Annotated in this window: 13 protein-coding genes and 1 tRNA gene; all 14 read left to right on the forward strand. The window is 33.6% G+C overall.

Going from position 1 to position 15,041, the window contains the following annotated elements:
* Positions 1–6 precede the first annotated feature (6 nt).
* The 14 genes from ftsE to apgM all read left to right on the forward strand — a co-directional run bounded on the left by ftsE (position 7) and on the right by apgM (position 15,035).
* Complete coding sequence (ftsE, locus tag IB617_01715) at positions 7–705, forward strand: cell division ATP-binding protein FtsE (protein UZE92859.1); 699 nt, start codon at positions 7–9, stop codon at positions 703–705.
* Between the two features lie 14 nt (positions 706–719).
* Positions 720–1,625, forward strand: a complete 906-nt coding sequence (locus IB617_01720; protein UZE92860.1) for an FtsX-like permease family protein — start codon at positions 720–722, stop codon at positions 1,623–1,625.
* Positions 1,626–1,669: 44 nt separating this feature from the next.
* Positions 1,670–1,740: transfer RNA gene (locus tag IB617_01725), tRNA-Gln, on the forward strand.
* Positions 1,741–2,011: 271 nt separating this feature from the next.
* On the forward strand, positions 2,012–3,052 hold the full coding sequence (locus IB617_01730; protein ID UZE92861.1) for a hypothetical protein: 1,041 nt from the start codon (positions 2,012–2,014) through the stop codon (positions 3,050–3,052).
* A 208-nt stretch (positions 3,053–3,260) separates the two neighbouring features.
* Positions 3,261–3,491 (forward strand): hypothetical protein, encoded by a 231-nt coding sequence (locus IB617_01735; protein UZE92862.1) that lies wholly within the window; start codon positions 3,261–3,263, stop codon positions 3,489–3,491.
* 543 nt (positions 3,492–4,034) lie between these two features.
* Positions 4,035–4,319: a hypothetical protein gene (locus IB617_01740; GenBank protein ID UZE92863.1), complete on the forward strand. Its 285-nt coding sequence runs from the start codon at positions 4,035–4,037 to the stop codon at positions 4,317–4,319.
* 137 nt (positions 4,320–4,456) lie between these two features.
* Positions 4,457–5,044: an HAD-IA family hydrolase gene (locus IB617_01745; GenBank protein ID UZE92864.1), complete on the forward strand. Its 588-nt coding sequence runs from the start codon at positions 4,457–4,459 to the stop codon at positions 5,042–5,044.
* Positions 5,045–5,608: 564 nt separating this feature from the next.
* A complete protein-coding gene (locus tag IB617_01750) occupies positions 5,609–6,784 on the forward strand; it encodes a glycosyltransferase family 4 protein (GenBank protein UZE92865.1) in 1,176 nt (391 codons plus the stop codon).
* Between the two features lie 5 nt (positions 6,785–6,789).
* Entirely contained in the window at positions 6,790–7,884 is a 1,095-nt protein-coding gene (locus tag IB617_01755; protein UZE92866.1) for a glycosyltransferase family 4 protein, read from the forward strand.
* Positions 7,885–8,194: 310 nt separating this feature from the next.
* Positions 8,195–9,565: a cell division protein FtsZ gene (gene ftsZ / locus IB617_01760; GenBank protein ID UZE92867.1), complete on the forward strand. Its 1,371-nt coding sequence runs from the start codon at positions 8,195–8,197 to the stop codon at positions 9,563–9,565.
* A gap of 35 nt (positions 9,566–9,600) precedes the next feature.
* Complete coding sequence (locus tag IB617_01765) at positions 9,601–10,470, forward strand: NAD(P)H-hydrate dehydratase (GenBank protein ID UZE92868.1); 870 nt, start codon at positions 9,601–9,603, stop codon at positions 10,468–10,470.
* A 19-nt stretch (positions 10,471–10,489) separates the two neighbouring features.
* On the forward strand, positions 10,490–12,589 hold the full coding sequence (locus tag IB617_01770) for an FAD-dependent oxidoreductase (GenBank protein UZE92869.1): 2,100 nt from the start codon (positions 10,490–10,492) through the stop codon (positions 12,587–12,589).
* On the forward strand, positions 12,586–13,839 hold the full coding sequence (eno, locus tag IB617_01775; protein UZE92870.1) for a phosphopyruvate hydratase: 1,254 nt from the start codon (positions 12,586–12,588) through the stop codon (positions 13,837–13,839). The genes IB617_01770 and eno overlap by 4 nt, the downstream gene beginning before the upstream one ends.
* Positions 13,836–15,035, forward strand: a complete 1,200-nt coding sequence (gene apgM, locus IB617_01780) for a 2,3-bisphosphoglycerate-independent phosphoglycerate mutase (protein UZE92871.1) — start codon at positions 13,836–13,838, stop codon at positions 15,033–15,035. Before eno ends, apgM begins: the two co-directional genes overlap by 4 nt.
* Positions 15,036–15,041 lie beyond the last annotated feature (6 nt).

The following is a 15,041-nucleotide window of genomic DNA, read 5'->3' on the forward strand; positions in this document are numbered from 1 at the left end:
AAAAAAATGATTAAATTTCAAAATATTACCAAAATTTATCCTTTTAATCTTCCTCAATCAAGACCTACCGTAGCATTGGAAAATATATCTTTTGAAATTAAACCAAAAGAATTTGTTTCGATTGTTGGTAAATCTGGCGCCGGAAAGACAACCTTATTAAAGCTACTTTTAGTTGAAGAAAAACCTACCTCCGGTAAAGTTTTTTTTGAAGGACAGAATGTTCATAAGATAAATTCGGAAGAATTACCAGAACTTCGTAAAAAGATAGGAGCTATCTTTCAAGACTACAAACTTCTTCCCTCTAAAACCGCTTATGAAAATGTTGCCTATGCGATGGAAGTGATTGGAGCTTCAGATAAAGAGATTGCCAGGGATGTACCAAAGGTTTTAGAAATTGTTGGCTTAAGTGAAAGAAAGAATAATTTTCCCGCCGAGCTTTCGCAGGGAGAAAGACAAAGAGTAGCTGTTGCCAGAGCTTTAATTCATCGACCAGATGTAATTTTGGCAGATGAACCGACAGGAAATCTTGACCCTTACCACACTTTAGAGATAATTCAACTTTTACTTAAAATTCATGAAATAGGTACAACTGTTATTTTAGCCACTCATAACAAAGAAATAATTAACAAATTAGGAAAAAGGGTAATTACCTTAAAAAGAGGAAAATTAATAAGAGACAGAGAAAAAGGAAGATTCATATTATAAATTAAATCTTTTTTATGTTTGAATTAATTAAAAGAATATTTCGCTCAGGTTGGTATAGTTTTTCTCGCGATGGAGAGCTTGCAATAGCTACAGTTTTTATTTTATTTTTAGCCGTTACATTGGTAAGTTCACTTTTGATTTTTAGAGATATAAGTCAATTTTTAATTGTAAGTATTCAAGAGAAAGTCGACGTTTCAGTCTATTTTAAAAAAGAGACATCTGAGGAAGAAATCTTTGATATAAAAGGAGAAATATCTGAATTTCCCGAGATTAAAAACATTAAATATGTTTCCCAAGAACAGGCTTTAGAGGATTTTATGAAAAGACACGAAAGAGAACCTCTCTTAATAGAATCAATTGAAGAATTGGGAAGAAATCCCTTTTTAGCTTCTTTAAACATCACAACCTGGGACCCAAGTCAGTACGGAAAAGTTTCCCGGTTTTTTGAGGGAATAGAATTTGAAAATATTATTGAAAAAATTGATTATTACCAACGAAAATCAATTATTGAAAGAATTCATTCTATAAACTCTATTATTGCCAAATTCGGTATTTCTTTTTCTATAATTTTGGTAATAGTAGCAATTGCAGTTACCTTTAATACCATCAGGTTGTCAATTTATAACTCAAGGAAAGAAATTAAAGTACAAAGACTTGTTGGGGCTTCAAATTGGTTTATTCGCGGTCCATTTTTAATACAGGGACTAATTTGCGGGGTTTTAGCTACATTAATTTCTCTTTTAGTTTTCAGTATAACCTGTTGGTTTCTAAGCCCTAAGGTGTTGAGTTTCTTTAATCTTGATCTTTTTGGATTATTTACCCAAAGGTTTTGGTTGCTGCTTTTTATTCAGTTTGCTACGGGGATTGGATTAGGAGTTATTTCCAGCATGGTAGCTGTTAAAAAATATCTGAAGGTTTAGTTGTTTAATCACTTGACTACTTATCTACTTAATTACTTATTTATTGGAGGGTCTGCTAATGGTAGGCAGCTGGTCTCTGGAACCAGTAATGTAGGTTCGAATCCTATCCCTCCAGCATCGCTGTGCGTAGTTCGAGTGACCGAGACGCTTATGGCGTTAGGGCGACCGAGAGGGGTTCGAATCCTAACGCCGGAGCAGGCTAGTGAGACCTTTCGAGCGACCGAAAGGCCTCATATTTTTGAAAGGTTCGAGAAAAAATATCCCCGTACCCCGCTAGTAAATCGAACCATATTCGGGGCTGAGCCTCTGCAACTAATCGCCATTTTGGCGATTAGTTGGTAGAATAAGAACGAAAGGTCATAATAAAACTTTAATAACAAAATCATATGTCTAAAACAATAATTGCAATCATTGTTATAATCATTGTCGCGGGATTAGGTTATTGGATTTATCAATCAACTTTAGCACCCGAAGAACTAACTGAAAAAGAACAGGCGTGTATAAATTCTGGAGGAGAGGTATTAACATCATTGTGTTGTAAAGCAACTGGTGATTTCCCAAACCTGTGTCTTATCGGTCCCTGTGGTTGTTCCCCAGAAAACAGCCATGAAATAAAAGTTTGTGACTGCGGACCTGATAAATGTTTTGATGGAAGTGAGTGCGTATCTTTAGATGAAGTTTCAAATCTTCTTGAAGACCTTGAACAAGAAACTGGGATAGATTTTTCAGAGATACAACCAGTTGAATTTAAATGGGTGGTTAAGGTAGATCCAAAAGTGGAAGAGGTGGATATATCAGGAAAAGGATTTGAAGCTACACGCATATCAAGCGAGCAGTATGACAGCGTTGAGTCTTTTTTGATAGATAGAGGTTTTGAAAAGGACCTTTACAATATGGCTGATGGCACTTTTGTTGGATTGAAAGGATATAAAAAAGACCAGATTGTTTGTACGGTTTCCGGAGGGTCTACCCCGCAAGAACCTGATATCAATGATGTAACAGTGAAGTGCGGGAAGTTAGAAATAACTATTGATGTGGAAGAACTCTCTCAGTGTGCAAAAGATGGAGAGACATTCTCAAGAGTATCTGATCAATACCTTGACAGTTGTTGCGAAGGTCTAAAAGAATGGTTTCCCATCCCCGATACACGTTTTTCAATCGCAGATGTATGTTATGAAGTTGGGTTACCATCGGAATCTAATATAGGACTCTGTATAAAGTGCGGAGACGGGATTTGTGAAAACCATTTGAACTATAATGAAAATCCATGCAATTGCCCAGAGGACTGCGCTGGAAAAAACAAATCCATGTTTCAAAGCATAGAAGAATTTTGCCAGAGCAATGACTGGAAAATGTCTCTTTCCAAAGCCTGCGAAGAACAAGAACCTATTAAGGGTTCTCCAATATGTGAATTATGCGTTTTTTAAAGAAATAGTGAGTAACGAGGTGTGGAGTACCTGCTCTAGAGATTGAACTATTTCCGAGACCGAGCCGCCCATAGCCCCAGGGCGACCGAGAGGGGTTCGAATCCTACCCCTGGAGTTAGTTAGCCCCGCCAAGGCGGGGTTTTTGATTGACGAAAGTTAAGGATATGGTAAAAAGAATTCAGCAAATTTAAATAGAGAGGACCTCAAAATGGGTAAAAGAAAAGACTTAAGGATTAGGAAGAAATTGGGAAGGATATGCGGTAAATGTTGGTGGTTTAAACCAAAAGAAGAAATAAAAACAAAGAAAAAAGAGGAACAGAAGGGGATATGTAGCCATCCTGCTTATGATGGAACCGAAGTAACAGAAAATGATTATTGTGATGGTTGTCGCGAAGGTTTCTGGGATGCAATGTATAGAAGGGATTGGTTAAGCGTTTAAAAAGGTTTGGATACTAATTAAATTATGGTGCATTAATCACCATATTTTTTTATTACAGAACTGCCAAACAGGTTCTAACCTCGTCCAGCCCCCGGAGCAGGCTAGTGCTCGGTTCGAGCGACCGAGAAGCATTTAACCCAATCAATTGACTGATTGGGTTTTCGTTTGAGTTTTATAATAATAGTGCTATCTTAAAAAAAGATAATCTTTACTTACTTTGTTTTACTTATGGATGCATCTCAAGAAAAAGAGGTATTTATTACACACTATAATTATGCTGACTGCTTAGCAGATTTAGTTAATAATTCTTCACTTAGTTATAATTTAAAACTGAATCGCAGAAAACTAGCGGATCTAGAAGAAAAAGAGAATTTAATAAAACTTACGAGCGACCTAGAGGTATAAAAAAAGAGTAATTAATAATTACTCTTTTTATTTTATTTACGTTCAAAAATTTGACATTTTCCTTTAAGATATTTATATTAATTTAGGAAGAACCTTTAAAATTAAGAATAAAAATTATGAAAGAGGCGATATAAAAAAATGCCAAGTGAAAAAGAAAAAGAAATTAATAAGGTTGTAAATGAAGTTATGGATGAAAATGCTAAAACACATAAACCGTTTTATGCTTCGGATGTCAAGCCCGAAATGGAAAGATCTACTGGGAGAAAGTGTAAAGTTTGTGGAGGAGATATTTTTGAAACATTTAAGATGGAATATGATCCAAGTACTGGCCCACCAGTAATTGGTCCGGGCTCTCGGCAACAATTTCATCGTGTAAGCAAGGGTTTTTACTGCAAAAAATGCGGTATTAAATATGCCTTTTAGTCCGAAGAAGAGAAGAAGACATCATAATCTATAGCGAACATTTGTAAAATTAAGCGTTCGCTTTTTTATTCCATGAAATCGTCCAGGAAAAAAATCGCCCAAGATATAAATTTTTGGTATAATTTATTAACTAAAATATGAAAATAAAAATAGCCAACAATAGTATTAAAGCAATTATTTTTGACATGGTGGGGGTTCTTTTATTTAAAAAAATAAATTATATTCCTAGAAGCCAGAGAGAAATTAATGCGGAAAAAATTGAAAAGTTTTACAACCATTTAGATGATAAGAAACTTTTATCAGATTTAAAAGAAAAAGCAGGTTTGACTACTAAAGAAATTAGCGAAGCTTTACCATATATTCCTCGAAAGTATGAGAAATTTAAAGAGTTGTGGGATTTGTTACCCATTTTAAAAAAGAATTACAAGCTGGCTGTAATTAATAATGGAAATAATTTAGCAGAAAAATACTGGAAGAAAAAATTTGGTTTTAATATTTTTGATGCTTTTGTTAATTCTGCTAAAGAAAAAGTAAAAAAACCAAATCCAAAAATTTACCTCATTACCTGTAAAAAACTAAATGTAAAACCAAAAAATTGTTTATTTATGGATGATACTGAGGAAAACATTATTGCAGCTAAAAGGCTAAAGATGAAAACTATTCTGTGGAAAAAAGGTAAGAAAAAAGAACATCTCAGAAAGTTTATTTCTATCATTCAATCGTAGTTAAAACCAATCTATCCTGTTTAATAGCTATCATTTTTATACTATCTCACTCGTCTCATTTTAGCTTAAAATAGCCCCGATTTATCCGTCCGAAGCCCTCCTACGCCTCCGCCAGCTGGTGGATTAGCTCGGGTTTTTTAAATATATAGTGAGTAGCAGGGTAGGGTAAAATATGATATTTTATAGCAATTAGCTTTCTGGACTTAAATCTGGGATGTAAATATACTCATCTGAACGTTGAAATACGGTTCTAACGTTGTCCACGATGCCCAGCACTTTAGGATATTCTATATGTCTCGCTTTAATTTTTGGTGCGTCCCTTTGGGGCAAGAGAGCAAAATCGGGCAAATTTGAGATTATTTTCCACGCGGGGCGCGGAATAAATTTTATATCTTGATTCAATGAAACACGGTTCGAGCCGACTTTCGCAAGAAAGTCGAGTTTTCTTTCCAGGGGTCCTCTCGCAACGAGTTGACATGATATCTTGACAGAATATAATGAAAACTATACAAAACATTCTGTTATAAAATTCCACTAATAACGGGATTTTAAAACAGCTTTATTGTGAAAATTCTATTCCTCTATGATTTCCCTTTATGGGGGTCAGGAAGTGGTACATATCTCAGAAATCTCATTATTCAATTAGTTAAATTGAACTATAAAATAGGCGTTGTTTGTCCAGAAGAACGCCGGTTTTTAGGAGAGAAGATTAAACAATACCGGGTTAGTCTTCCTCAAATTCCAGTCTTCATCGGTCATCCAGAATTAAAAGGAGCTAAAAGATATTCAGAATTGAGCGAGAGAGAAATTACCAGCATTTATAAATCTTATTTGGATATAACCTTGGAGGCAATAGCAAACTTTGAGCCAGACATAATTCATGTTCAGCATCTTTCTTTAATTAGCTGGGTGGCAAGATATGCCAATGCCTTAAAAAATATCAAATATATCATCACTTCCCACGGAAGTTGTCTATATAATATTCTTTCTAATAAGAGATATCTACCTCTATGTAAGGATGCAGTGAGATTTGCTAAAGCAATCACTACTGTAAGTGGAAATACTCGAAGTAGATTTTTGAAAGTATTTGGCAGGCAGTATCTCAAGAATACTTACATAATCCCTGGAGGAGTAGATATGAAGCTTTTTCCTCTTCAATTAGATACTTCTTCTATAGATAAAAAATACAAACTTAAAGGTAAAAAATTAGTTCTTTTTTCCGGCCGGCTTAGTTCAGAAAAGGGAGTGAAATATTTAGCAAATGCAGCCAAGGAAATTAAGGGAGAAGTTTTTATAGTTGGAGAAGGGCCTGAGAGACCGTATCTTTCTGACCTCATTGCCAGAAAGAAGCTTAAGAACGTCCACCTTATAGGATATTTAATGCATGAAAGCTTAATTGATTTTTATTACAGGGCTGATGTCTTTGTTGCCCCTTCAGTAGTTGAAGAGGCTTTAGGTCTTTCTATTCTGGAAGCAATGGCTGCTAAAACTCCCGTAATAGCTACTAGAAAAGGAGGAATTCCTCTTTTGGTAAAAAGTGGCTATAATGGACTCTTTGTTAGAGTAAGGAACTCATTGAAAATCGCAGAGGCCTGTAATAAACTATTAGAAAATGATGAGCTAAGAAAAAAAATGGGAGAAAATGCACGAAAAACAGTTGAAAAAAAGTTTACCTGGCAAAAAACTGCTAAGAAATTCAATAGCCTTTATAAAAGAGCTTGTGGGAACAATAGAAAATAAAGTTTATGAAAATTCTCATTATCGCCCCTCTCACAAGAAAAATTTCTCCAAAAATTACTGCTGCAAGGCCAAGAGTTATTTTTGATTTAGCTACTGGTCTTCAAAAAAGAAAACATAAAGTTTCTGTTTTAGGAACAAAAGATAGTTATATTCCAAGAGTAAAAATTATTCCAGTAATTAAGAAGGGTTTTTATGAGTTGTCTTCTTCTCTTGAGAATCCTTTTTATACCCATATTTCTTTTTTGGCTAAAATGGCAAAAGTTCTTGAGAAGATTGGGAATGATTTCGATATTATTCATAATCATTGTTATCCAGAATTCATAAATTTACTCGTTGAAAAGAATATTAAAATTCCGATTGTGACAACTATTCATGCCCAAATGATGCCTGAATTAGATAATATTTTATCTCTATTCCCTGATTCTTATTTTATTTGTGTTTCAAAAGCAGCTAAAGACCTAGCCAAAAAAACAAAAATTTATAGAGTAATCTACAATGGTATAGATACAAATTTGTACAAATTCTCTTCTAAGAAAGAAGGTTATCTTTTATGGATTGGAAGATTGAGTAAAGCTAAAGATAAAAAGGGAAATTTTATGGATCCTAAAGGAGTGAGATGGGCAATAAGATTAGCTAAGGAAACTGGCTTAAACCTTCTTTTGGCAGGAAATGTAGAAGATCCAGAATTTTTTGAAAGAGATGTTAAGCCTTATCTATCAAAGAAAATCAAATGGATAGGGCCGGTATCCTTTGAACAACCTTTAAGCAAAAAGGAGGTAGTAAAGTTGATGCAAAAAGCAAAAGCATTTTTGATGACCGTTAATTGGGAAGAACCCTTCGGTTTGGTAATGGCCGAAGCTCAATCTTGCGGGACACCAGTCATTGGATTTAATAGAGGGTCTGTTTCTGAACTTGTAATTAATGGGAAAACTGGTTTTGTCGTTAAACCAAAAGAAGGAATTGAGGGGTTAAAAAGAGCTTTAAGGAAAATAGATAGAATAAACCCCAAAGATTGTCGAGAACATATTGAAAAAAAATTTTCTGCGAAGAAAATGGTAGAAGAATATGAGAAGATTTATTATAAAATTTTAAATAAATAACTTTTTTAAATGCTTCCATTTTAGATTTGACTAATCAACGAATAACTGACTATCTAATTGGTTCACTGCTGGAAAATTATTCCAAAACCAGGTTTGGTTAAATTTTTTAAACTGGTATAATTAAATAAGTTTTAAAAGTCGAGAGTTTCAGTTGGTGTATATAAATAAATAAATAATAACAGGTAGAACTAAAGATTAATTTAGAGAACGAGATTGTTATTTATGCCTAATAAAATAGGGGGAGATTTTAAATTATTGTTATAATTGTAGTCAATTTGACCGTTTATATTGAAAATCTTATACTAAAGCAATGAGGAAAAAGAAGAAAAAACCATCCGCCAGTTGGCGGAAAAAAAGAGTTTCTCGTAGAAAAACTTTTAAAAAGAGAAAGGAATTAAAAAAAAGCGAACCAAAAGACATTAAGAAAATAAAGGTTCGAGTAATTGGAATTGGAGGGGGAGGAGGTTCTATAGTTTCAGAGATAGCCCAGAGGGTGAAAGGGGCTTCTTTTTTTGCTGCCAATACCGACTTAAAAGCTTTGGGAAGATTTTCAAGAAAAGTTAAAAAATTTTATTTTGGAGAAAATTTAACTCATGGGCTGGGAACCGGTATGAACCCCGAAATTGGGGAAGAAGCTGCTAAGAACGAAAAAGAGCGAATAAAAAAAATAATGGAAGGTCAAGATTTCGTTATTTTGGTTGCTTGTCTGGGAGGGGGATTGGGTTCTGGGGCAGCGCCGGTTTTTGCTAACATCTCAAAGAATTTAGGTAATTTAACATATGGTATTTTCACCTTTCCTTTTAAATTTGAGGGTGAAAAAAAAATGGGAATTGCCAAAGATTCTTTGGAAATACTTAAAACAAAACTGGATGCCTTATCTATTATTCCTAATGAGAGAATTTTTCAAATTATAGAAAGGACAGCTCCTCTCAAAAAAGCTCTTTCTACTATCAATAAAAGTTTATCAGATTCCCTGCAAAGCTTAATTGAAATAATATATAAACCAGGTTTAATTAATATTGATTTTGCTGATTTAAGGACTATTTTTAAAGAAAAGGGAACGTTAGCTTATTTAAATTCCATTGAGATAGGAAAAGAAAAAGAGAAAGAAGCGATTGATAAAGTAATAAATTCTCCTTTGTATCCATACAGCATTGATGGAGCTAAAGGAGTTTTGTTTAATATCTCAGGTCAAAAAGACCTTTCTTTAGCTCAGGTTAATCAGATTTCAAAAACTATTGCAAAGAAGGTTTACAGAACAGCTAAGATAATTTTTGGAATTTCTGGTACTAAAAAAAGTTCAAAGATTAGAATAAGTTTATTAGCAACAGGATGTAGTTCTAAAATCTTTTTTAGAAAACCTACAAAAAAGCCAAAAAAAATTCAAGCTGACAAATCAAAAAAGAGAAAATTAAAGCCTAAAAAAAAGAAAATTGAAGAGATTGTATCTGAACCACCAAAACCACCCAAACAGCCCGTTTCTTTAAAAAAGAAACCAATCCGCCGATTGGCGGAAAAAAAGCCAAAGAAAAAAAAGAAGAAAGAAAAAAAAAGGGTGAAGGTTAGGAGAAATGCTCTTGAAGTAAGAAAAGGTATTGAGCAGGAAGAAGCTGAAATAATATCTAAAGAAAAAGTTTGGGAAACCCCAACTTTTCTCAGAAAAAAAATGACCCAAGGATAATAAACCTTAAACTATAAACAGTAATTTATACCACTATGATTAAAGTAACTAAAGAAATCTTAAATGATATTTATAAAGAAAGAAAAAAAGATGTATATTACCGAAAATATGATTTCGGGCTTCTATTAGTAATTGGTGGTTCAGACTATTATTCTGGTTCACCGGCACTCTCTGCAATGGCCGCTTTTAGAGCCGGAGTTGATATGGTGAGAATTCTTGCTCCAGAGAGGGCAGCAGATATTATTGCTTCTTTTTCTCCCGATTTAGCAACTTATCCTTTGGAAGGGAAATGGTTAGAAAAAAAACATTTATCAACCCTAATTACAATAACAAAATCGGCAGAAGAGGTAGCGAGAGGGAAAGTAGCTGTAGTTATCGGAGGAGGAACAGGAAGAACAAAAGAAACTCAAGAGGTAATTTTAGACTATCTTAATGAAGTTTCAGTACCTGTGGTAATTGATGCAGATGGCATCTATGCCTTAGGTGAGAATCCAGACATAGTAAGAGGGAGGAATTTTTTAATTACTCCCCACTCTTATGAGTTTTTTGTACTGACAAAAAAAAGGATTTATGAACTTCCTTATAAAGAGAAAATAAAATTAGTGAGAGAGGAGGCTGAAAGACTGCAGACTACAATTTTACTTAAAGAAAAACCAGATATTATTTCCAATGGTAAAGAAATAGCCTTAAATGAAACGGGAAGCCCCTATATGTCAGTAGGGGGAACAGGTGATGCATTAGCTGGAATTTGCGGAGCTTTACTTTCCAGAAATATCGATTCATTTACTGCAGCTAAAGCAGCCGCTTATATTAGTGGAAAAGCAGGAGAACTGGCAGCTAAAAAACTGAAAGAAGGACTATTGGCTACAGATGTAATAGAAGCTATTTCCGAAGTTTTACACTAAATAAATTCAAAAAAGTTGTATGCCTTATGAGTTAATTATAATTGGAGGTGGGCCAGCTGGAATTACAGCTGGTATTTATGCAGCAAGACAAAAAATAAATACACTTTTAATCACAAAAGATTTTGGAGGTCAAATAGCTAAAAAAGCCGTAGCGATAGAGAATTATCCGGGATTTGAAGCAATTTCAGGAATAGAACTGGTTGAAAAATTTAAAAAGCAGTTAAGTAAATATAAAATTGATATTGAAAGAGACGAGGTAATAAAAGTAAAGAAAGTTAATAAATCTTTTTTTATTTCAACTCGGAGTAAAAAAGAATTTGAGGCAAAAGCAGTAATTGTTGCTTCCGGAGCTGACCCCCGACCTTTAGAAGTACCCGGAGAAAAAGAATTTATTGGAAAAGGAGTAAGTTATTGCGCCGTATGTCTTCCTTCGGGAGAAGAAATAGTAGCTAATAATTCTTTAGAAAAGATTGAAGAAATAGGAATATCTCACCAGGTTTTAACAGGTGATAGAAATTTTAAGAATATAAGTCAGATAATAGGACGTGATTACAGAGGGAAAATAATAAAAGTAAAAATTAGATTTTTTACAGAACCGGTTCGATTAACTTCAAACCACCCCGTATTGACTTCAAAAGTTAAAAGGATTCCCCATAGAAAAGTCCAAGTAATAGATAAGCCAAAATGGAAAAAAGCTGAAGAATTGAATTCCCAAGATGTAGTTTTGTATCCCATAATCTCAAAGATTAAGGATATAGAAAAAATTAGATTTTCTAAAATTTTAGGAGTAGAGGTAAAAAATGGAAAGGCTAAGAATGATCAGGAAACTTACACTTCACATCGGATTTCCGATGTAATACCAGTGGATGAGAAATTTTTAAGACTAGGAGGATATTATCTTGCTGAAGGATCTTTAGGAAGGCAAGAAGTAATGATTTATTTTAACAAAAAGGAAAAGAAATATATAAATGATTCAGTAAATTTAATCAAGAAATTATTTTCTCTGAATCCCTATGTTAAAACTGCAGGTGGAGTGGTTAGAATATCTATATTTTCAAAGTTAGTTAGAGATTTATTTCAAACACTATTTGGGAAGAATGCTCCAAACAAAAAAATACCTCATTGGATGTTATTTTTGCCCTTGGAGAAACAAAAGGAGATAATAAAAGGATTTTATAGAGGAGACGGTTGTCTGAGGAACAAAGATTTTTGTATTGTTACAACCTCAAGGACGTTAGCTTATCAAATGCGAGACATACTTTTAAGATTTAAAATTATTCCGGGGATTGAGAGAAGGAAGAAAGAAAAACTCAATAAAGTGCCAGGAGAGATAGGAGGAAGAAAGATAAGATTTAATTACGATAAATATCATATTAGGATAGGTGGACCTTCTCTTAAAAAAATGAGTGAAATTTTATCTGTTTATCATCCCTACATGGATAAGAGAAATAGGGTCTGCAGACATGCTTGGATAAAAGGAAATTATCTTTATTTGCCCATTAGAGAGGTTGAATCTGAAGGTTATAGAGGGAGAGTCTATAATTTAAGAGTAGAAGGGAATAATACTTACATAGCAAAAAATTTTATTGTTCATAATTGCGACGGAGCAGTATTTTCTGGCAAAACCGTAGCCGTAATAGGAGGAGGAAATTCAGCTTTTGAGACAGCTTTATTTTTAACTAATTTAGCAAAGAAGATTTATATTTTAGAATATGGCTCAGAAATTAAAGCTGATAAGGAAAACCAAGAAGCAGTGGAAAAAAGCGGAAAGGTTAAGATAATAACAAACGCTGCTTTAAAAGAAATTAAAGGAGATAAATTTGTTAATTCATTAGTTTATCAGGACAGGAAAACAAAGGAAGAAAAAACATTAGATGTTGAAGGAATTTTTGTGGAAATAGGTTATCAACCTACCACATTTTTTGTTAAGGGTCTTGTTGATTTTAACGAGGAAGATGAAATAAAGATTGAGTTCGAAACTTGCCAGACAAAAACTCCGGGTCTTTTTGCTGCCGGTGATGTCAATGTGGGAAAATTCAAACAAGTTACCACTGCCTGTGGTGAAGGGACAAAAGCTGCATTAGCTGCTTTTAATTATTTAAAAGGATTAAAGGTATGAAATCTTCTTTAATCAACAGCATAAAAGCGAGAGAAATTTTGGATTCAAGGGGCAATCCTACTATTGAGGTTGATTTAAAAACAAATCTGGGAAGCTTTCTGGCATCTGTACCATCGGGAGCTTCAACCGGAAAATACGAGACAATGGAGTTAAGAGATGGAGGAAAAAGATATTTTGGTAAAGGGGTTTTAAAAGCAGTAAAGAACATAAATGAAATAATTAATCCTGAGCTTAAGGGTAAGGATTTAATCTTACAAAAAGAGATTGATGAGTTAATGATTAAATTGGATGGAACGGACAATAAATCTCGTTTGGGAGCTAATGCAATTTGCGCAGTTTCTTTGGCTGTTTGCAGGGCAGGGGCTAAAGCTAAGAAATTAGAGCTTTTCCAATATATAAAGGAGATTGCTGAAACTCTATATAAAATACCAGCTACTAAATACAAAATACCATTTCCCTCATTCAATATTATTAACGGCGGAGTTCATGCTGGAAACGATTTAGACATTCAAGAATTTATGGTTATTCCTCAAAGAGACGTTTTTTCCGAAAATTTAAAAGTAGCCTCAGAAATTTATCATCAGTTAAAAATCCTTCTTTCAAAGAAATACGGAAAGCAAGCTGTAAATTTGGGAGATGAAGGAGGATTTGCTCCCCCTCTTTTATTTGCAGAACAAGCCTTGGAAATAATTTTAGAAGCAGCCAGAACTTTAAATTATGAAAAAGAGATTAAAATTATTTTAGACATAGCTGCTTCTCAGTTTTTTGAGGAGGGGAAATACAAAATGAAAATTGGTATTTTTACAAGAGAGGGTTTAAAGAGGTATTATTTAAACCTTATTTCAAAGTATCCAATCTTAGGATTAGAAGATCCTTTTTCAGAAGATGACTGGGAAGGATTTAGGGAAATTACAAAAGGATCTGGCAAGGAATTTTTGGTGATTGGGGATGACCTTTTAGTTACCAACTCAAAAAGAATAAAAGAGGCAAGAGAAAAAGATGCTGTAAATGCTGTGATTTTGAAAATAAACCAAATTGGAACGGTTTCAGAGGCCTTTGAAGCAGCTAAGTTAGCTAAAGATTTTGGATGGAAGATAATAGTTTCTCATCGCTCGGGGGAAACTAATGATGACTTTATTGCTGATTTTGCAGTAGGAATTGGAGCCGATTTCATTAAGACTGGAGCTCCGGCTCGTGGAGAGAGAGTAGCAAAGTATAACAGATTATTAAAGATAGAAGAGGAAATATGAAAATCCTCTTTATTATTATTGATGGTCTTGGAGATAGACCCATAAAAAAACTCAATAATAAGACCCCTTTGGAGTCGGCCAGTACTCCAAATTTAGATTATTTAGCTGAAAATGGAATTTCTGGTTTAATTTTACCCTTTTTGTTTCCTTGGGAAAAAGAGCCTACTTCAGAAGGTACTCACGTTGCCTTGTTTGGTTATAAAGATTATTTTTTAGGCCGGGGAGTCTATGAAGCTGCCGGAGTTGGAATGCGGATGAGAAAAAAAGATATAGCTTTTAGGGTAAATTTTGGAACAATAGATAAAAATCTCAAGATTATTGACCGAAGAGCAGGAAGAATTGATAAAACCCAACCATTAGTAGAATCTTTAAACGGAAAAGTAATTGATGGGATTAAATTTCTACTTAAAAAATCTTCTGGCCATCGAGCAGTATTAATATTGAGAGGTAGAGATTTATCAAATAAAGTTTCAGATGGAGATCCGAATAAAGAAGGGGTAAAAGTAAAAAAGATTCTTCCTCTAAACAAATCAAAATCAGCCCAAAAAATAGCAGAAGTTTTAAATAAATTTTTAACTACAGCACATCTTATTTTAAAAAATCATCCTTTTAATAAAAAGAGAATTAAAAGAAAACTTTTACCGGCAAATTATCTTTTAGTAAGAGGAGCAGGGAAATTAAGGAAAGTACCTTCTTTCAAAAAACGATATAATTTGAAAGCAGTTTGTGTTGCAGCTGGAGCTCTTTATAAAGGTGTAGCAAAAATTATAGGGATGGATGAAATTTCTGTAAAAGGAGCGACCGGTTTTGCCAATACGAATCTTGGAGGTAAAATTTTAGCTGCAAAAAAAGCTTTGAAAAGATATAATTTTGTTTTTTTACATATAAAAGCTACCGATACTTTTGCTCATGATGGAGATTTTTTAGGCAAAAAGAAATTTATTGAAAAGATTGACAAAAATATAAAATCTTTATTAGATCTTAAAAACACTTTAATTGTAGTAACCGCTGACCATTCAACCTGTTCTTTGTTAGAAAGGCATTGTAAAGAAGCTATTCCCATTTTAATCTATGGGGCAGGAAGAAATTCTGTTTCAAAATTTTCGGAGAAAGATTGCAAAAAAGGCAAACTTGGTAAGATAAAGCAGATAGATTTAATGTCTAAAATTATGAAAGTAATAGAAAAAAGTAAATAGTTAAAG

The sequence above is a fragment of the Candidatus Nealsonbacteria bacterium genome, assembly GCA_026016225.1.
Taxonomy (GTDB): Bacteria; Patescibacteriota; Minisyncoccia; order Minisyncoccales; family JANBVM01; genus Nealson33H.